Annotated in this window: 21 protein-coding genes; 16 read left to right on the top strand and 5 right to left on the bottom strand. The window is 46.4% G+C overall.

Translation table 11 applies throughout. The features are described 5' to 3' along the window. Positions 1-14 precede the first annotated feature (14 nt). The 11 genes from panB (at position 15) to CP943_RS12305 (ending at position 10,433) form a co-directional block, all read left to right on the top strand. Positions 15-848, top strand: a complete 834-nt coding sequence (panB, locus tag CP943_RS12355) for a 3-methyl-2-oxobutanoate hydroxymethyltransferase (protein ID WP_020451930.1) — start codon at positions 15-17, stop codon at positions 846-848. Between the two features lie 2 nt (positions 849-850). Further along, positions 851-1,717, top strand: a complete 867-nt coding sequence (gene panC, locus CP943_RS12350; RefSeq protein ID WP_105981037.1) for a pantoate--beta-alanine ligase — start codon at positions 851-853, stop codon at positions 1,715-1,717. Beyond that, entirely contained in the window at positions 1,717-2,100 is a 384-nt protein-coding gene (gene panD / locus CP943_RS12345; RefSeq protein ID WP_003182918.1) for an aspartate 1-decarboxylase, read from the top strand. Before panC ends, panD begins: the two co-directional genes overlap by 1 nt. Positions 2,101-2,223: 123 nt before the next feature. Next, positions 2,224-5,016: an ATP-dependent DNA helicase DinG gene (gene dinG, locus CP943_RS12340; RefSeq protein ID WP_105981036.1), complete on the top strand. Its 2,793-nt coding sequence runs from the start codon at positions 2,224-2,226 to the stop codon at positions 5,014-5,016. Between the two features lie 152 nt (positions 5,017-5,168). Further along, a complete protein-coding gene (locus CP943_RS12335) occupies positions 5,169-5,339 on the top strand; it encodes a YpmA family protein (protein WP_003182913.1) in 171 nt (56 codons plus the stop codon). A 9-nt stretch (positions 5,340-5,348) separates the two neighbouring features. Further along, entirely contained in the window at positions 5,349-5,834 is a 486-nt protein-coding gene (gene tseB, locus CP943_RS12330) for a cell wall elongation/penicillin-binding protein regulator TseB (RefSeq protein WP_020451926.1), read from the top strand. Between the two features lie 21 nt (positions 5,835-5,855). Further along, entirely contained in the window at positions 5,856-7,040 is a 1,185-nt protein-coding gene (locus CP943_RS12325) for a pyridoxal phosphate-dependent aminotransferase (protein WP_023857423.1), read from the top strand. Positions 7,041-7,188: 148 nt separating this feature from the next. Further along, the gene (gene asnS, locus CP943_RS12320; protein ID WP_026579395.1) at positions 7,189-8,481 is read left to right on the top strand and encodes an asparagine--tRNA ligase; all 1,293 of its coding nucleotides are present in this window, start codon (positions 7,189-7,191) and stop codon (positions 8,479-8,481) included. A gap of 74 nt (positions 8,482-8,555) precedes the next feature. After that, positions 8,556-9,254, top strand: coding sequence for a DnaD domain-containing protein (locus tag CP943_RS12315; protein WP_023857421.1), 699 nt, complete (start codon positions 8,556-8,558; stop codon positions 9,252-9,254). A 16-nt stretch (positions 9,255-9,270) separates the two neighbouring features. Continuing rightward, complete coding sequence (nth, locus tag CP943_RS12310; RefSeq protein ID WP_023857420.1) at positions 9,271-9,933, top strand: endonuclease III; 663 nt, start codon at positions 9,271-9,273, stop codon at positions 9,931-9,933. Beyond that, entirely contained in the window at positions 9,930-10,433 is a 504-nt protein-coding gene (locus CP943_RS12305; RefSeq protein WP_023857419.1) for a YpoC family protein, read from the top strand. Before nth ends, CP943_RS12305 begins: the two co-directional genes overlap by 4 nt. A gap of 20 nt (positions 10,434-10,453) precedes the next feature. Here the strand turns inward: CP943_RS12305 and CP943_RS12300 are convergent, their stop codons facing one another. Together CP943_RS12300 and recU are read right to left on the bottom strand one after the other, a co-directional pair. Then, the gene (locus tag CP943_RS12300; RefSeq protein ID WP_105981035.1) at positions 10,454-13,123 is read right to left on the bottom strand and encodes a PBP1A family penicillin-binding protein; all 2,670 of its coding nucleotides are present in this window, start codon (positions 13,121-13,123) and stop codon (positions 10,454-10,456) included. A 57-nt stretch (positions 13,124-13,180) separates the two neighbouring features. After that, on the bottom strand, positions 13,181-13,777 hold the full coding sequence (gene recU / locus CP943_RS12295; RefSeq protein WP_003182896.1) for a Holliday junction resolvase RecU: 597 nt from the start codon (positions 13,775-13,777) through the stop codon (positions 13,181-13,183). Between the two features lie 53 nt (positions 13,778-13,830). Between recU and CP943_RS12290 the strand changes: the two genes are divergently transcribed. Continuing rightward, complete coding sequence (locus CP943_RS12290; RefSeq protein WP_105981034.1) at positions 13,831-14,790, top strand: DUF2515 domain-containing protein; 960 nt, start codon at positions 13,831-13,833, stop codon at positions 14,788-14,790. Positions 14,791-14,821: 31 nt separating this feature from the next. Here CP943_RS12290 and sspM read toward each other — a convergent pair whose 3' ends face one another. Further along, positions 14,822-14,926, bottom strand: a complete 105-nt coding sequence (gene sspM, locus CP943_RS12285) for an acid-soluble spore protein SspM (RefSeq protein ID WP_009328007.1) — start codon at positions 14,924-14,926, stop codon at positions 14,822-14,824. Between the two features lie 199 nt (positions 14,927-15,125). Here sspM and CP943_RS12280 point away from each other — a divergent pair, with 199 nt between their 5' ends. Further along, positions 15,126-15,353 carry a YppD family protein gene (locus CP943_RS12280; RefSeq protein WP_075213145.1) on the top strand — a complete coding sequence of 76 codons (228 nt, stop codon included), beginning with the start codon at positions 15,126-15,128 and terminating at the stop codon, positions 15,351-15,353. 57 nt (positions 15,354-15,410) lie between these two features. Next, complete coding sequence (locus tag CP943_RS12275; RefSeq protein WP_105981033.1) at positions 15,411-15,782, top strand: YppE family protein; 372 nt, start codon at positions 15,411-15,413, stop codon at positions 15,780-15,782. Between the two features lie 22 nt (positions 15,783-15,804). Here CP943_RS12275 and CP943_RS12270 read toward each other — a convergent pair whose 3' ends face one another. Next, a complete protein-coding gene (locus CP943_RS12270) occupies positions 15,805-16,005 on the bottom strand; it encodes a YppF family protein (protein WP_011198064.1) in 201 nt (66 codons plus the stop codon). Between the two features lie 178 nt (positions 16,006-16,183). Between CP943_RS12270 and CP943_RS12265 the strand changes: the two genes are divergently transcribed. Continuing rightward, positions 16,184-16,630: a YppG family protein gene (locus CP943_RS12265; RefSeq protein WP_105981032.1), complete on the top strand. Its 447-nt coding sequence runs from the start codon at positions 16,184-16,186 to the stop codon at positions 16,628-16,630. 18 nt (positions 16,631-16,648) lie between these two features. Here CP943_RS12265 and CP943_RS12260 read toward each other — a convergent pair whose 3' ends face one another. Then, positions 16,649-17,068, bottom strand: a complete 420-nt coding sequence (locus CP943_RS12260) for an Hsp20/alpha crystallin family protein (RefSeq protein WP_020451915.1) — start codon at positions 17,066-17,068, stop codon at positions 16,649-16,651. A 172-nt stretch (positions 17,069-17,240) separates the two neighbouring features. Here CP943_RS12260 and CP943_RS12255 point away from each other — a divergent pair, with 172 nt between their 5' ends. Further along, positions 17,241-17,747 (top strand): PTS sugar transporter subunit IIA, encoded by a 507-nt coding sequence (locus CP943_RS12255; protein ID WP_020451914.1) that lies wholly within the window; start codon positions 17,241-17,243, stop codon positions 17,745-17,747. Positions 17,748-17,879 lie beyond the last annotated feature (132 nt).

The following is a 17,879-nucleotide window of genomic DNA, read 5'->3' as shown; positions in this document are numbered from 1 at the left end:
GAGGAGGAGAAAACATGAAGACAAAGATTGATTTTCTAAAAATGAAACAAGAGGGAGAGCCGATCGTCATGCTGACGGCCTACGATTACCCGGCGGCAAAGCTTGCCGAACAGGCCGGCGTCGATATGATTCTTGTCGGCGATTCGCTCGGCATGGTTGTGCTCGGCCTTGATTCGACCGTATCTGTGACGGTCGCTGATATGATCCACCATACAAAAGCCGTAAAACGCGGGGCAAAAGATACGTTTGTGGTGACGGATATGCCGTTTATGTCTTATCACTGCTCTTTGGAAAGCGCTCTGAATAATGCCGCGGCGATCGTTCAGGAAAGCGGAGCCGATGCTTTGAAGCTTGAAGGCGGCGACGGTGTATTTGAGACGATCACGGCTTTAACACGCGGCGGAATACCTGTTGTCAGCCACTTAGGCTTGACTCCTCAATCCGTCGGTGTCTTGGGAGGCTATAAAGTTCAGGGGAAAGATGAAGAAAGCGCCCGCAAGCTGATTGAAGACAGCAGGCGCTGTGAAGAAGCAGGCGCAATTGCGCTCGTTCTCGAATGCGTCCCGGCAGCGCTCGCTGAACAGATTTCAAAGGAGCTCACGATTCCTGTCATCGGCATTGGAGCAGGCCCTGGTACAGACGGACAAGTTCTCGTTTACCACGATGTTGTCGGACACGGAGTGAGCCGGACGCCTAAATTTGTAAAACAGTATGTGCAAATCGATCAGCCGCTTGAACAAGCGCTTCGGGGATATGTTGAGGATGTCAGAAGCCGCGTGTTTCCTGAAGATGCTCATTCATTCCGTATCGATCAGCAAGTTCTTGAAGGATTATACGGAGGGAAATAAGCATGATTCAGATCCATACAGCAAAAGATATACAAAATGTAACGAAAAATTATCGCAAAGAAGGCAAAACGATCGGTTTTGTGCCGACAATGGGCTTCCTTCATGAAGGCCATATGTCGCTTGTGGAAAAAGCGCGAAAAGACAATGATATTGTCGTGATGAGCATTTTTGTCAATCCTATGCAGTTCGGTCCAGGTGAAGACTATGAAGCGTACCCGAGAGATATCGAAAGGGACCGGCAGCTTGCGGCTGACGGAGGAGTGGACATCTTGTTCACTCCTGAGCCTGAAGAAATGTACGGTCAGGAGCCGACGGTTACCGCAAGCGTGAAAAAGCGGACGGACGTCCTTTGCGGCCGTTCAAGGGAAGGTCATTTCGACGGTGTCGCAACAGTGCTCACAAAGCTGTTCAATCTCACCTTTCCGACAAGGGTTTATTTTGGCATGAAAGATGCGCAGCAGGTTGCCGTTGTCGACGGGCTGATCAACGACTTTTTCATGGATATTGAGCTGATCCCGGTTGAAACAAAACGGGAAGAAGACGGGCTTGCCAAAAGCTCAAGAAATGTCAACCTGCGAGCAGAAGAACGGCAGGAAGCACCCGCTCTCTATCAAGCCCTTCAGCGCGGCGCCGAGCTGATCCGCGATGGAGAGAGGGATGCGGAAGCTGTTAAGCGAGAGGTTCGGAGCATTCTTGAAAAAACGAGCGGTGTCATCGATTATGCGGAAATTTATTCATATCCCGATCTGGAGATCAGGGAGCCATTGACTGGAAAAGTCATCATAGCGGTTGCCGTTCAGTTTTCCAAAGCCCGCTTAATTGATAATATCATCGTCGATATCCCGGCAGATCAAAAGGAGGATTTATGATGTACCGTACGTTAATGAGCGCAAAACTTCACAGAGCGAGAGTGACGGAAGCCAATTTGAACTACGTCGGCAGCGTGACAATTGATGAAGATTTGCTGGATGCCGTCGGAATGATGGCAAATGAAAAAGTGCAAATTGTGAATAATAATAACGGGGCCCGGCTGGAAACGTACATCATTCCCGGTGAAAGGGGGAGCGGCGTCGTTTGTTTAAACGGAGCTGCCGCCCGCCTTGTTCAAGTGGGAGATGTCGTCATCATCGTTTCTTATGCCATGATGTCTGAAGAGGAAGCAAAGACCCATAAGCCGAAGGTTGCCGTTTTGAACGAGAGAAACGAAATCGAGGAAATGCTGGGTCAGGAGCCCGCCCGTACCATTCTGTAGCCCCCTTGCCTTTAGGGGGCTTTCATATCGTTTAGAAAGAGTAGAAGGCGAAGCTTTTTCCCCGCATCTTTCTAAAACGTGTTACACTTTTGTCGAAGGTATCGAAATTGAGGTGTCCATTGAATGAACAATCAACGATATGTGGTCATTGATGTGGAAACGACAGGGAATTCGCCAAAAAAAGGCGACAGAATCATTCAAATTGCAGCGGTTGTGATTGAAAATGGACAAATGACCGAACGTTTCTCCAAATATGTGAATCCCAATCAGCCGATTCCCGCTTTTATCGAGCAGCTGACGGGAATTTCGAATGAAATGGTTGAAAATGAAGAGCCATTTTCGGCGATTGCCGAAGATATTTTTGAGCTGCTTCAAGACAGCTGTTTTATCGCTCATAACATTCATTTTGATCTTGCTTTTGTAAAGTATGAGCTGCAGCAGGCCGGTTTTGGCGAGCTTGAATGCAGCGTTCTCGATACGGTGGAGCTTTCGAGAATCGTTTTTCCGGGTTTTGACGGCTATAAATTGACTGAGCTGAGCGAAGAGCTTCAGATTCGCCATGAAAACCCGCACAGGGCTGACAGCGATGCGGAAGTGACCGCTTTGATCTTTTTACATATGATGGACAGACTGAAAAGGCTGCCGATTCCGGTTTTGAAATCAATCAGACGTTTATCCTGGCATTTGATCAGTGACGCGCAGGAGCTTTTTGACGGCTTGATCGCTGAAAAAGGCGCCGATGCCGAACTTGATGCCGGCTTTATGAAGGTTGGTTCCTTTGTGATCAGGACCCCTGAAGACGAGGATGAAGAGGCCGGTCATAAGAGCCGGGTCCCGCAGACAGAGCCGCTTATTTGGGAAAAAGACGGCGGACTTTCTTCATTGGACGACCGGTTTGACAAGAGAGAAGGACAGACGAAAATGATGCGGGAGGTCTGGACCGCTTTTCAAAATCATGAGCATGCTCTGATCGAAGCTGCCACTGGAATCGGAAAAACGCTCGGATATCTCGTGCCGGCTGCAATCCGCGCCAAGCAAACAGGCAAGCCGGTCGTGATCAGCACATATACGACATTGCTTCAGCAGCAGATGATCAACCGTGATATCCCGCTTTTGGAAAAGATTTTTCCTTTCCCGGTCAAAGCCGCGGTTTTAAAGGGCCGCTCTCATTATTTATCCATTCGCAAATTCAAGCATATTTTACAGGAAGATGATGACAATTATGATAGCGTCCTTGCAAAAGCGCAAATTCTCGTCTGGCTGACAGATACAGAAACGGGCGATTTATCGGAAATTAATCTTCCGTCAGGCGGAAAGCTTCTGTGGGACAGACTGGCATATGATTCGCATTCATATGCAGAAAACAGCACCCTAAGGAAACTGTGTTTTTATGAGAGAGCCAAAGCGCGGGCGCAGAAGGCTGATATGATCATTACCAATCATGCGCTTCTGTTGACTGACGAAGCCAATCAGCGAATTCATACCGGTGATGCCGATACGTTTGTTATTGATGAAGCCCATCACTTTGAACGCGCAGCGGGCGAGCAGTATGGGGCAAGAGCAGACTATGTCTTTCTCCATAAAAGGTTGATGCGGCTCGGCACCCTCAAACAAAGGGGGATTTTAAAAAAAGCCGAACGCCTCTACCGGTCAGCAGGCATTTCACCAGAATCTTTTTTCCAAATGGACGAATGGCTCGCTCAGCTTCTTGAAGAAAGCGATCTGTTCTTTACGGCTGTTCATTCTTTTGTCAAGCGGAGGAAACCAAGAAACGATCTCAACCGTCTCTTATATAAGATCGGCGAAATCGGTGAAAGCAGGGCATGGAACAGGCTTGAAGAAAGCGCGAGAAGACTGTGTTCCTTGCTGTATGACATGCACCGGCTGTTTTCGGATCAAAAGAAAAGCCTCGCTGAAAAACAGGCTTCCTTCACCAGCCGCCAGGCGTTTTTGTTAGAGGAATACGATTCATGCATGGACGACCTTGAAGAATATCGAAAGACGCTCGCCCGCTTGATGTTTGACCCTGTCGAAGATGAGGTCGTCTGGATTGAAATTGACGCGAAGGGCGCAAAAAACGCCGCGGCCATTTACGCTCAGCCGCTTGATACAAGCGAAATTCTGGCCGACCGGTTTTTCACCGAGAAAAAAAGTGTTGTGCTCACATCGGGGACGCTTGTCGTCGAGAACTCATTTGACTATATGATCAAAAAGCTCGGTTTAAGCGATTTCTATCCGAGGACCTTGCAAATCGAGGCGCCTTTTTCTTATGATAAGCATATGAACATCATGATTCCGACGGATGTCAGCCCGATTCAAAACGATCCTGAAGACTATATTCGAGATGTCACGCGTTTCGTCAAGGCGCTTGCAAAACAGAAAAACGCCAAAGTGCTCGTCCTGTTTACGTCTCATGATATGCTGCGAGATGTCTACCATGCAATAAAACAAGAGGAAGACTTTCCTTGTCAGCTCCTTGCGCAGGGGATTTCCGGCGGAAGCCCCGTCAAGGTTATGAAATTGTTTAGATCGTATCCCCATGCGGTTCTTCTCGGAACGAACCATTTTTGGGAGGGCGTTGACTTTCCGGGTGACGAGCTGACGACGCTGGTCATCGCAAGGCTGCCGTTCAGGCCGCCAGACCACCCCGTTGAATCAGCCAAGTGTGACCGGGCAAAGAGAAGGGGAGAAAGCCCGTTTCAAGCGGTATCTCTGCCGGAAGCTGTCCTGGCATTCAGGCAGGGCATCGGCAGGCTGCTTCGCTCGGAGAAAGACAGCGGAACGGTCGTGATTCTCGACCGCCGCATCCGAACCTCTTCCTACGGTACGGTGTTTATGAAGGCTCTGCCCCCTGCAAAAGTCATGGAGCCTACATTCCTTGAGCTTGAAGCCTACATAGCCGGGAAAAACGGCTAAAAGCCGCATAAAGCGGCTCTTAAATGGTGTGGATTAAGGTTTTATTTTTTAGGCTGTTTATTTAAACGGTTATCCCGTTGTAACAACTAGTATGGCTTTAGGCACAGAGAGTATGAATTACAATTATTGTTTCGTTCGGAGGTATTTGAAAAATGGAAAACAAAATCGAAATTTTATCTACCGTAAGCGTCGAGCATTCAGAAGACCTGTATAAAATCGTCGACCTTTTGAACCGCACGCTCAAACGCGATGATCTCATGTTCGGCCTCGCTCTCGATGAAGAAGATCAAAAACAGGCCATTTTTACGATTTATCGTACTTAGGAGCAGAAAATGGGCAAAAAAACATTAATTTTCATACTGATATTTGGTATTATCTTTTTAACAGCACTTCTTGCGGGAGCGAATGTCTACCGTACGGCTATGGATCAGAAAGAAAGCGGCCACGAGCAGGCTGCCGAAACAGCCAAGCAGGAAGCAGGCTTAAAACAAGTTGACAGCGTGGAGACGTTTGTCGGCAAAGAAAAGCAGTACATTGTCACAGGGACGGACAAAAAAGGCGGCAAAATGTATGTTTGGGTGCCTGCTGACAAAAAGCAGAAAACGATTTACAAAAAAGCGGCAGACGGCATTACCGGCCGCCAGGCTTCAAAAGCGGTTCAGGATGAAGGCCTTGTGTCTGAGCTTAAAGAGGTGCACCTTGCAAGGGAAGGCAATGTTCTATTGTGGGAAGTTACATACTTAAATAAAGATGGGCAGTACAGTTTAAGCTATGTGGACTTTATAAACGGAAAAATTCACAAAAATATTACGCCTTAGACGAAACAGGGGGAAATCGAGTTGAATCTAGCTAAAAGAGTATCAGCGTTAACACCATCTGCAACACTGGCAATCACTGCAAAAGCAAAAGATTTAAAAGCGGCAGGGCACGACGTCATCGGTCTTGGGGCGGGTGAACCGGATTTTAATACGCCTGAGCACATCATTGAGGCGGCTGTCCGTTCGATGAATGAAGGACATACCAAATACACGCCTTCCGGAGGTCTTGCGGCGCTGAAAGACAGCATCCGCGAAAAATTCAAGCGCGATCAGGGAATCGAGTACCGCCAATCTGAAGTTATCGTGTGCACAGGTGCAAAGCATGCTCTTTACACCCTATTTCAAGTGCTCCTCGACGAAGGGGACGAAGTGATTATTCCGACTCCGTACTGGGTCAGCTATCCTGAACAAGTCAAGCTTGCAGGCGGCAAACCGGTATTTGTGGAAGGCCTTGAGGAAAACAGCTTCAAAATTTCTCCGGAGCAGCTTGAAAAAGCCGTCACGGAAAAAACGAAGGCTGTGATCATCAATTCCCCAAGCAATCCGACAGGCATGATGTATACGGAAGAAGAGCTGAAAGCGCTCGGTGAAGTATGCCTTCGCCGCAACATTCTAATCGTATCTGATGAAATATATGAAAAGCTGATTTACGGCGGAAAAAAACATGTATCCATCGCACAGCTTTCTCCAGAACTTAAAAATCAAACCGTAATCATCAACGGGGTTTCCAAGTCACACAGCATGACCGGCTGGAGAATCGGGTATGCGGCAGGCAGCGAACCGATCATTAAAGCGATGACGAACCTTGCCAGCCACAGCACGTCAAATCCGACATCTGTCGCACAATACGGAGCCATTGCTGCTTACAATGGACCAAACGAGCCTGTTGAAGAGATGAGAAAAGCTTTTGAAGACCGGCTGAACAAGGTGTATGAACTGCTTGTTGACATTCCGGGATTGACATGCCTGAAGCCTGAAGGGGCCTTCTACTTGTTCCCGAATGCAAAAAAAGCGGCAGAATCGTGCGGCTTTTCAAGCGTTGATGAATTCGCCGAAGCGCTTTTGGAAGAAGAAAAAGTTGCGATTGTTCCCGGTTCAGGGTTCGGCGCACCGGACAACATCCGTCTGTCGTATGCGACATCCCTGTCACTTTTAGAAGAAGCGGTCGCACGGATTCGCCGCTTTGTCGTGAATCGCAGCCGCTAGAAGCAGAAAGCGTCCGCAGCTGGACGCTTTTTGCATGCACGCAAGCTGCATTGACCTGATCGAATCAAAAAAGGTATAATATACGTTATGGACGTCAGAAAGAATGAGGGCTTGACCGAATTCTTTCGTGTTTTGGAGGGAAACGATAGTGAAAACAACAATAAACCAAGTGTACAAGCATGTTGGTGAAGAAGTAACAATCGGCGCTTGGATCGCCAACAAACGCTCAAGCGGCAAAATTGCGTTTTTGCAGCTTAGAGACGGGACAGGCTTTATCCAAGGAGTCGTCGTCAAAGCGGAAGTGGACGAAGAAACATTTCAAGCCGCTAAATCTGTCACACAGGAAACATCTTTATATGTAAAAGGCGTCGTCAAAAAAGACGAGCGTTCGCCACTCGGCTACGAGCTTGCAGTCACATCGCTTGAAGTCATCCATGAAGCGACAGATTATCCGATTACGCCAAAAGAACACGGAACAGAATTTTTGATGGATCACAGACATTTGTGGCTCCGATCAAAACGGCAGCATGCAACGATGAAAATCCGCAATGAAATCATTCGCGCTACATACGAATTTTTCAATAAGGAAGGCTTTGTTAAAGTCGATCCTCCGATTTTGACGGGAAGCGCACCTGAAGGAACGACAGAGCTTTTTGCGACAAAGTATTTTGACGAAGATGCCTACCTTTCGCAAAGCGGCCAGCTTTACATGGAAGCAGCTGCAATGGCTTTAGGAAAAGTCTTTTCATTCGGGCCGACTTTCAGAGCTGAGAAATCAAAAACGAAGCGCCATCTGATTGAATTCTGGATGATCGAACCGGAAATGGCGTTTGTCGAATTCAATGAAAACCTTGAAGTTCAAGAGAACTATGTCTCTTTCATCATTCAAAGCGTGCTTGAAAACTGCAAAATTGAACTGAATACGCTCGGCAGAGACACTTCCAAACTGGAGCTTATCAAAGCGCCTTTTCCAAGAATCACGTATGATGAAGCGATTCAGTTCTTAAAAGAGAAAGGCTTTGACGATATTGAATGGGGCGATGACTTCGGCGCTCCTCACGAAACGGCGATTGCCGAAAGCTATGACAAACCGGTATTTATTACACACTATCCGACATCATTAAAGCCGTTTTATATGCAGCCTGCACCTGACAGGGACGATGTCGTACTGTGCGCTGACTTGATTGCGCCTGAAGGCTACGGTGAGATTATCGGCGGATCTGAACGGATCCATGATCTTGAGCTTCTCGAAGCGCGCCTGAAAGAGCATGGTTTAGAATCGGATGCTTATCAATGGTATGCAGAGCTGAGAAAATACGGCTCAGTTCCGCATTCAGGATTCGGACTCGGACTCGAACGGACGGTTGCCTGGATCTGCGGTTCTCCGCACGTCCGCGAAACGATTCCGTTCCCAAGACTATTAAATCGCTTATATCCTTAAGAAAAAAGTCTCCTGATTGCAGGAGACTTTTTCACAGTCATCCATGATATACTGGAAGGTAAGAGGTGTATCGAATGAAAAAACAGCACTTTATTAAGATGCAGGAGATGGGATCTGTCACCATTCCGAATCTGCTTTTTTTGAACTATCGGGAGCTTGGCTTAAATGAGACAGAATTCATGCTGCTCTTAAACATTAAAATGCATGTTGAAAGAGGTTCATTTTTTCCGACGCCGGAGGAATTAAGCAAGACGATGTCGATTGAAACCGAACAATGTATGAACATGCTGAGAATGTTCATTCAAAAAGGCTTCATCTATATAGAAGAATGCGAAGACCAGAACGGCATTAAGTTTGAAAAGTATTCGCTCGAACCTCTCTGGGGCAAGCTGTTTGAGCATCTTGAAATGGACGAGCAGAAGAAACTCGCTGAACAGAATGAAGGCGAAGAGAAGAGCCTTTATACGATCTTTGAAGAGGAATTTGCGCGGCCGCTGTCTCCGCTTGAATGCGAGACGCTCAGCATCTGGCTTGACCAGGATCATCACGATGCACAGCTGATCAAACAAGCTCTCAAAGAAGCCGTCATATCAGGAAAACTCAATTTCCGCTACATTGACCGGATTTTGTTTGAGTGGAAGAAAAACGGCATTTCAACAGTCGAACAAGCCGCAAACTACAGCCAAAGATTCAGGCGGAAGACCGCACCGCGGCAGAGTGAGCAAAAGGAGTATACAAGACAGGTTCCTTTTTACAATTGGCTTGAACAATAAAGTGAAAGGTGAAGACATGCTGACAAAAAAACAGATCGAGTTTTGTTTAGAAACAATCGGTGAAATGTTTCCGGATGCTGAATGCGAATTAGTCCATGACAATCCGTTTGAACTTGTCATCGCCGTCGCTTTATCGGCCCAATGCACAGATGCGCTTGTCAATAAAGTGACGAAAACGCTTTTCAAAAAATATAAAAAGCCTGAAGATTATCTTGCTGTTCCGCTTGAAGAGCTGCAGCAGGACATCAAATCGATCGGCTTATACCGGAATAAAGCAAAAAATATTCAAAAGCTCTGCAAAATGCTGCTGGAAGAATACGGCGGTGAAGTGCCGAAAGACCGGGATGAGCTGGTGAAACTTCCGGGCGTCGGGAGAAAAACCGCCAATGTCGTCGTTTCCGTTGCATTCGGTGTTCCAGCCATTGCCGTCGACACCCACGTGGAAAGGGTCTCAAAAAGGCTCGGCATTTGCAGATGGAAGGATTCGGTCACGGAAGTCGAAAAGACGCTGATGAAAAAAGTGCCTGAATCAGAGTGGTCCGTTACTCATCACCGCCTGATCTTTTTCGGACGCTATCACTGCAAGGCGCAAAGGCCGAAATGTGAAGAATGCCCGTTGTTTTCTCTGTGCAGGGAAGGGCAAAAACGATATAAAAAAGGGCTGGTGAAGCTGCCGTGACAAGCGTTTCTCTGTTGGACGAATACGAAAAAACGCTGCGTAAGAGAAGACCGGAATCCGGCGAAAGGCTTGACGTTCTTTTGGAAAATCCGCTCTGCTGCGATTTTTTTCAGGACATAGAAGAGGACAAGCCGTGGGAGCATGCGGAAGAATGGGTTCCGCTTCTGTTTGCGGCTTGGGAGCGTACAAAAGAAAAGCTTCTGCCCGTCTTTAAAACGAGAAAGTCAAGGTGCAGCCAGGATGATATGCTGAACGGGGTGTGCTGCTTGATCGCAAGCCTCCACTGGACGATGGGGGAGCCTGTCACAAGTCTCAACTGGGAGGCCATCACCCGTAAGGATTTTGGAGCCAAGCCGATGAACTGGACGGAACGCCTCGAGTTTATCCTCCAGAAACCAACGCAGTATCATTGTTTTATTCAGCTTGACGAATTGTTTACGGAAATGAAAAAGCAATTTTATAAATATGTTGCCATCAATCATAAAAAAGCCACTCACTAAACTGTGAGTGGCTTTTTAGATTAATGGGTGCCGGTTGATTGACCATTGGAATTTGTTTGTTGATCATCTGTGTTGCTGTCTTGATCCGGGTTTTTGTTTTTGTCTTTATTCTGATCTTTGTTTTGATCATCGGCGTCATCATCTTTTCTGCCGTCTGTATTTCCCGGATTTTGATTGTTTTGATCTGGATTGCCTGAATTTTGATCATCCGGCTGATTAGAGTTGCCGTTATTTTGTTTGTCTTTGTCCTGATCATCATCAGCATCCTGCTTCTTCTCGTCATCCTCGTCTTTCTTTTCATCGTCCGCTTTTGACTCATCATCTTCAGCCGCGTTGACTTTAAGCGTCACAGAAGCAGGGTCGCTTTCGCCATCTTCAGTAACGGCCGTGACTTGGAATTTGTAGACGGATCCTTCTTTTGCATTCGGTATGACGGCTTCTTTCGCACTGCTGTTTTGAATTTCGCTGTATCCGCCTCCGTCAACAGATTGTTTGACTTTAAAGGATACATCACCGTCTCCGGAATATGACCATGAAAGCTTGATGCTCTTTGATGCTTCATCATATTCTGCGCTCAAACCTGTCGGCTTGTCGGCATCTTCTTTTTCCTCATATTTTTTCGAAACAGTCGTCGGCTGTGTGCCTTTTACAAAGTACTCAGTGACTTTTTTATCGCTAGGCGTGTTGCTGCTGGCAAGCACCGGCGGGTTCGAGCCTTTTAGAACTGTCGCTTCAACGACGCTGTCAGGCTTTTCAAATGAGCCGCTGCCGTTGTCCACCTTGGCAATCAGTTTTTTGAACAGAAGTTTGGCGACTTGCTGTTCGTTCGCGCTCAGCGAATTATGGCCAGATTTTCCGGTCCAGACGGCAGCTGTGTATTGCGGTGTATAGCCGACAAACCAAGAATCTCTTGCTCCATTAGGATTTATGCCATATTTTTTGATATCGGCTTCTTCAAAGTTGGTTGTACCTGTTTTACCAGCTACAGTAACATTAGGAACTTGTGCGGCTCTACCTGTTCCCGTCTGGACGGCTGTTTGTAGCATATCCGTCATCATGAATGCCGTGTAGTCGCTCATGGCAGCCTTTGATTCAGGCGTCAAGTCAAGTTTTGTGCCGTCATTGAATTCCACCGCTGTGACGGTGTGCGGCTCATTGTAGTAGCCGTTGTTGCCGAATGCGCTGTACGCTCCGGCCATTTGCAGTGTCGATACACCGTTTCCGAACCCACCGATCGCATAGGATTCGTGTAACTCATCCTTATCAATCGAAAGGCCAAGGCCTTTTGCAAAATTTAACACGTTATCTTTACCGGCAGCCTGAAATGCTTTTAAAGCAGGGATGTTTCTTGAATCGGCGAGTGCCTCTCTCATTGACATCCAGCGTTTGTAATTCCGGTCATAGTTATGAATTTCCTGGCCAGTTGAATATTTGTACGGCTCATCTTTAATCTGTTCATATGTCGACCATTTTTTGTTCTCAATAACAGGTCCGTAGTCAAGGATCGGTTTAATTGTTGAACCCGGTTGGCGTTTTTCATCAACTGCATAATTCCAGTCGCCCGTATTTCGATTTCGCCCGCCGCCGATCGCGCGGATTTCTCCGGTTTTTGTATCAAGCAAGGTGAGGCCGGCCTGCATTTTTTCGGTATACTGGATCGAATCGCCGTCCATCAGCTCATCCACATAATCCTGGGCGTCTGTATCAATCGTCGTGTAAATCTTCAGTCCGTCCGTTCCCGGCGTGACGTTCGCTTTTTCTTTTACTTCGGCGACGGCCTGCTCGACAAACGCGCTGTATTTGTTGGACGTTGATTTTGCGTACTCCTTCGGAGAGACAAGGCCTTTTGTGACGGCTACTTTTTTCGCTTTGTTGTACTCTGCGTCAGAGATAAAGCCGTGTTTATTCATCAGACTCAGCACGACATTGCGCCGTTTCTCGGCTTTTTCCGGATGTTTAATCGGGTTGTAGTTATTCGGGCTTTGCGGCATGCCGGCAAGCGTTGCGGCCTGCTCGACCGTTAAGTCGTTAAGATCTGTAACCCCGTAGAACTGCTCAGCCGCTTTTCCGACACCGTAGGCTTGCGGCGAGAAGTAAATCCGGTTTAAATACATTTCCAGAATTTCGTCTTTTGAATATTTTCTTTCGAGCTGGAACGACAGCCAGACTTCCTGGACTTTCCGTTTCAGCGTTTTTTCATGTGACAGAAGGGAGTTTTTGACGACCTGCTGTGTGATCGTACTTCCACCTTCAGAACCGAATCCGCCTTCGAAGTTTGCCAGAAGCGCTCCCCCGATCCGGATCGGGTCGACGCCGTGGTGGTCATAGAAACGCGCGTCTTCCGTTGCAAGAAATGCGTTTTTGACGGAATCAGGGATGTCTTTAATCGACACGTACGTCCGCTTTTCTGAACCAATTTCGGCGATTTCTTTTCCGTTTTTGTCATAGACGGTGGAAGAGTACGGTGTTTTCAGTTTTGCGTCATCAAGGGACGGCGAGTCCGCTACCATCACCGCAAAAGTGACGCCCCCGGCAATCAAGCCGATAACACCAATGATTAAAATGGATAAAAGAATTTTCTTAAACAATCCTGCTTTTTTCTTTTTCTTGGGTTTAGAATGAGTATTAGACCTGCTATTGCCCTGCTGGGCTTTTCGCCGTTCCTGGCGGCTGTTAAATTGATCTGACATAACATCTCAACCTTTCGTAGTTAAACCTTTCCGCTCACATGACTTTAAAATCATAATTTATGATGGCGAAAAATACAACTGATCAATAATCTTAATATAATCAATTCTTGGCGAGTATCCAAGTGAAATAGGGTGAGCGGCTTCCTGAAGCTCGTCTTTTCGGATTGATTTTCTGCCGTTTTGCTTTTTCCGCTCCCAGAAATAAAATAATTTTTCTGCTTCCAAAAAATAAATTTCTTCAAAAGCGGATATGATAACAAAACAAATGCCGTCTTGCGCCACAACCTGCTTCATATGCTCGATCTGATGATCGTGGAAATTTTGAAGCGGGAAAGAGGTCCGGCTCTTCGTTTCTTTCGCTTCAAAATCGATGTAGCGGCCTTTATAAACCCCATTATAATCAGTAGTTGACGACTGCTTGAAATATGCTTCCTTGATCACCGCAGCGCTTCGCTTCGGATAATCGACCTGAACAATCTGTACAGGAGTCGGTTTTTTATGGATGACCGCAATCGAATGAGATTGATAATACATATTCGTTTCATTCAGGTCATCTTCGAGGGTCATGCCGCGATTGGAATACGACGGCTTCTTTTGCAAGGATGAGGCAGCTGTTTTCGGCTGATACGATTTGCCGTTCGGGTAACGAATCACTTTCTTCATCCTCCTTTTACAAAAAATATGGATACTAACGGAAGTGGCTGATCTTGCACAACACTTTTTCCGCGGCGGAGCTGACGAGCCGCATTCAAGAGCTGACCGCAAAACTGAACAAGGACAATATCTCACGGACAAATGCCTACAAACGCTACTTTGACCGCCATCCTGAAATCAAGTGGTCGCTTTTGGCTTCATTTGTTTCCAGGAATGCCGGCTGGTCGATGACCGATTTAAAAGGGCGTTTATTCGAGCTCGGACTTACGGCTTTTCAGCAGAACTGGCTGTTTTTAACGTATGAAAGAGCGAACTGGCTGATTTTTTCGGACGCCTATCCGCAGCTCCTGTTATACCATTGGTCCAAGCAGCTTGGCCAGCCGCTGTTTCATTTGCTCTCCTCATTTGGTGTGTCTTCATTTATGAAAACGGAGTGGGAGCGGTTCTGGCATGAGCGCGATCAAAAGCGGCTCATGTACGCTCTCATTATAAATGAACAAAACACTATCCAAACTTCTATTATACAAAATCCTTTGTTTAAAAAGAATGTTTTTCAGACGATTCCTTTTCAGCTATGTGAATGGTTTCACTTCAACACAGTCATTTTTCCGACGGTAGAAGGCGTTTTTTATGGCGTGTCTGTCAAACGCTTCACTAGTTTAAAGGAAAGGATCAAGCTCGGCAAGCAATTAAGCGAGCTACTGTTTTCGCCTGAGCTTTTCCCCGGTTTTTTTCACTTTACATCATGTGTTCCGCATACCGGGTCGCGCTTTGATATGGAACGCTGGGCAGGGGTTAAAATCAGAACTTCGCCATTTTTGAGAACGTGTTATCCCGTTGTTGCCCATTCATTAGACGGATTAAAATCCGATTGGTTTCGCGGAGGAAAGAGAGAGGCGATGTTCAAAGATGAAAAACTGCCGAAAACGATCGAAATCACCGATTGGTATTTTCAAAAAAGAAGGCAGCTGCAGGCATTGTTTTCACTGGAGCATTGGCTGAATAAGAGGTAAAACAGAAAAAAGCAAGGGTTCTCCTTGCTTTTTAAGTGGATGGGCGGTTAGGTCCGCCTAATTTCTTATCCAGTGTGTCTGTTTGTTTAGCATCAGGTTTTGTTTTCGCAGGTGATTTCTTTTTGTTGTTTTCCACAGCGGGCACCTCCTTACCTTTTTAGATTTTGCAAAAAAGCGCTGATCATACCATTTTTCGCAAGATCACTTGTCGAAAGCGGCGCGTTTGGCTGGAAAATGAGTTTCTTTGGCGGTTTGCTTCTAGTTTTGTCAGCTGCGGAGGAGAGGGGGCACATAGGGGAGAATGCATAGAAGGCGATCAAAAAGGAGGGAAGCAAATGAACGGATTTGCAAGCAAAGACTCGGTCCTTCAAATGCTTTTGGAAACGGAATCACACATGTCGTCTGCTGAGAAAGCTTTGACAGAAGCCGTACGCCGGGCGGAGCATGAAAAGCGGGCTGGCTGGAACGAACGGCTCGATCTGATTGAAAAAGAACTGGCAGAGCTCTCAGCTTGTTTAAACAGCACGTTAATGGGAGTGGAGCCAAGAGGAGAGACGGCATAAGCCGGATTCGTTGTAACGGTCGTCTTCCTTTGGTACGATAAACCCGAGGTGAAAAAATTGGATACACAATCTCTTCTTGTACAGACACGGGAATTAATCCGCCTCATAAAAGAAGCGGAAGAACGATACAGTAAGGGAAAAGAGGAAGGGACGGAATACGATTTTTTCGAGGTTGTCAAACCTTCTGTCGAGAGATTCGAACAAACAGTGAAAAGCTGGCTGGCGGAAAGCCTGCCTTATATCAAGGCGAATCGGCCAAAATACATTTATGAAGAGCAGCTCAGCTCGGTTGAGGAAAATGCAAATGAAATTTTCATGCAGTCCTATTTCTGCAAAATCCATAAAAAACGCTTTAAAGATCTGACGGAGTCCGTCCTCTATACGCTGAAAAACGTAGAAGACGATATATTAAAAGAAGACCGGGATTAGACCCGGTCTTCTTTTTGTTTGTTTAGCTGGCGTCCGTATTCATATCATAAGCAGGGTGCTGTGCGCCATTCGCTTCAAGAACTTTCATACTTGTGCGAAATTCGTTTAATGTCAGATGTCCCTGGATATACAAAAACTTGGCGAAATCCATCAGTTTGTTCATGCAGTCTGTCTCATACTGTTTCATCTCGGCAAAACAATTTCTTAAGTATGATACGTTCATATGGTGCATCCCCTCTCCTTTATATTAATAATATCGTACCATAACGATTCGACTTTTTTCTGTTTTTCAAATATTAAAATTTTCGACACTTTTTGACAAACTTGTGACAGAACCTTTGGAACAGGAAATGCCTTTATATCATACACATATAAAAAAGGGCTTTAGGAGGAGAGGAAAGATGGAAGAGAGGAGAACCGCCGTATATCCTTATTCCGGCCCCGGTGCGTATGTTCAAGCCGATCAGCAAAACCATCATGCCTATCATCCCGTTCAGCCGTACTACAGCCAGGAAACCGTCCCGTACGTTCATCCAGCTCAGCGGCCGCAGGCCTATCAGCAGCCGATCGAGCAGAATGTGGACCCGTTTTCAGTCTATCATCAGCCTGTTCAGCAACAAATACAGCCGCCGCTTCCGCCGTTTCAGGCATTTCCTTATCAGCATCCATATCCCTCGCCGCGGCCGAATCTCCACCAGCCATCTCAGTTTCAAAGCTTTCTGTCGCAATTCAAAAAAAAGAACGGGCAGTTTGATTTCAGCAAAATGATGGACACCGCTGGCCAGATGGTGAGCACGGTCAACCAGGTCGGAGCGCTGGCCAAAGGGTTTATGGGATTCTTTAAATAAAAAAAGCATGGATGAAGGTCATTCATGCTTTTTTTGCTCCGGAAATGAGACCGTGAGGATATTTCGGTTCCACGACGTCTTCATTGTTTCTTCGCGGACGGGATATGGGAGCAAAACGGTTCTGGACAGGCTTGTAAACGATGAAGAACCGCCGCTTTCTTTTTTCTCCTTCAAGGCGACATGAAGATACCTTGATTTCGCTTCAATCATGATATCTCCGTTTTGAAACGATTCAGGAACGGCAATGTCGACGTGAAGCGCCTCATTCTCCTCTCTGATGTTCATGGAAATGGTGGAATTCTGAAGCTGGTCTGATATCAGTTTTTGGAATGAATTTAAAATATCGTGGAAAGGTGAATTGTAAAATAACTGTTCAACCGCTTCTTGAATTTCGTCTTTCTTGCTGAGCGAGTGATTGTCGTTTTCCTTGAAATCCATTCTTCATCACCCCGGTTTTTTATTTTCAGCTTATGCAGGGGCTCTTGGTATGGTTATTCATTGATGGGAATTTGAAAGTGTGGTTAAATAGTGGGGAATCCAAAGATTTATTTAACCTGTTCCTCTTTTAATAGCCATCATAAAGAGGCGTTTTGAAAGGAGCCCAACTGTATTGCTGAAAAAATTATTCGGTATTGGTCAGAAACAAAATGAAATGAAAGAAGAAACCGTTTTTTCACCGGTAGACGGACAAGTTTTGGAACTTTCAAAAGTCCCTGACCCCGTTTTCTCCCAAAAGATGATGGGTGACGGAATGGCTGTCGAGCCTTCCGCAGGCGAGATCGTATCACCTGTCGACGGGGAAGTGATCCAGCTGTTCCACACAAAACATGCCATCGGCATCCGTTCACTGTCCGGCGTGGAACTCTTGATTCATATCGGTCTGGAAACCGTAGCGATGGAAGGCGAAGGTTTCACAGCCCATGTCAAAGAAGGAGACAAAGTAAAAGTCGGCGATCCTTTGATAACGTGCGATTTGGAACTGATCAAGGAAAAAGCGAGCAGCACCATTACGCCGATCGTCATTATGAACGGCGATGTGTTGGAGCGCGTCACAAAACATGAAGAGGCAAAGGCGAAAAAAAGCGAGACAAAGCTCATGGAGCTTAAAGTTAAGTAACAGCAAAAAAGCAGAGAGCGATTCTCTGCTTTTTCATTTTCTCAGGAAATCACCTCTTTCAGAACGAACGGACATTCGCTAAAATAGAAGGGAGAGGTGACAGCGTTGTTTCAAAAACGAAATTTGACAGAT

The organism is Bacillus paralicheniformis (assembly GCF_002993925.1).
Taxonomy (GTDB): Bacteria; Bacillota; Bacilli; order Bacillales; family Bacillaceae; genus Bacillus; species Bacillus paralicheniformis.
The sequence above is the reverse complement of the archived record's forward strand: the minus strand, read 5'-3'. Positions and strand labels throughout refer to the sequence as shown.

Bases quoted from the DNA above. Each gene is read 5' to 3' on its own strand.
- CP943_RS12315 (WP_023857421.1), top strand. From the start codon at position 8,556: ATGAAAAAACAGCACTTTATTAAGATGCAGGAGATGGGATCTGTCACC.
- CP943_RS12280 (WP_075213145.1), top strand. From the start codon at position 15,126: ATGAACGGATTTGCAAGCAAAGACTCGGTCCTTCAAATGCTTTTGGAA.
- panB (WP_020451930.1), top strand. From the start codon at position 15: ATGAAGACAAAGATTGATTTTCTAAAAATGAAACAAGAGGGAGAGCCG.
- dinG (WP_105981036.1), top strand. From the start codon at position 2,224: ATGAACAATCAACGATATGTGGTCATTGATGTGGAAACGACAGGGAAT.
- nth (WP_023857420.1), top strand. From the start codon at position 9,271: ATGCTGACAAAAAAACAGATCGAGTTTTGTTTAGAAACAATCGGTGAA.
- panD (WP_003182918.1), top strand. From the start codon at position 1,717: ATGTACCGTACGTTAATGAGCGCAAAACTTCACAGAGCGAGAGTGACG.
- panC (WP_105981037.1), top strand. From the start codon at position 851: ATGATTCAGATCCATACAGCAAAAGATATACAAAATGTAACGAAAAAT.
- CP943_RS12335 (WP_003182913.1), top strand. From the start codon at position 5,169: ATGGAAAACAAAATCGAAATTTTATCTACCGTAAGCGTCGAGCATTCA.
- CP943_RS12300 (WP_105981035.1), bottom strand. From the start codon at position 13,123: ATGTCAGATCAATTTAACAGCCGCCAGGAACGGCGAAAAGCCCAGCAG.
- CP943_RS12265 (WP_105981032.1), top strand. From the start codon at position 16,184: ATGGAAGAGAGGAGAACCGCCGTATATCCTTATTCCGGCCCCGGTGCG.
- CP943_RS12270 (WP_011198064.1), bottom strand. From the start codon at position 16,005: ATGAACGTATCATACTTAAGAAATTGTTTTGCCGAGATGAAACAGTAT.
- tseB (WP_020451926.1), top strand. From the start codon at position 5,349: ATGGGCAAAAAAACATTAATTTTCATACTGATATTTGGTATTATCTTT.
- CP943_RS12260 (WP_020451915.1), bottom strand. From the start codon at position 17,068: ATGGATTTCAAGGAAAACGACAATCACTCGCTCAGCAAGAAAGACGAA.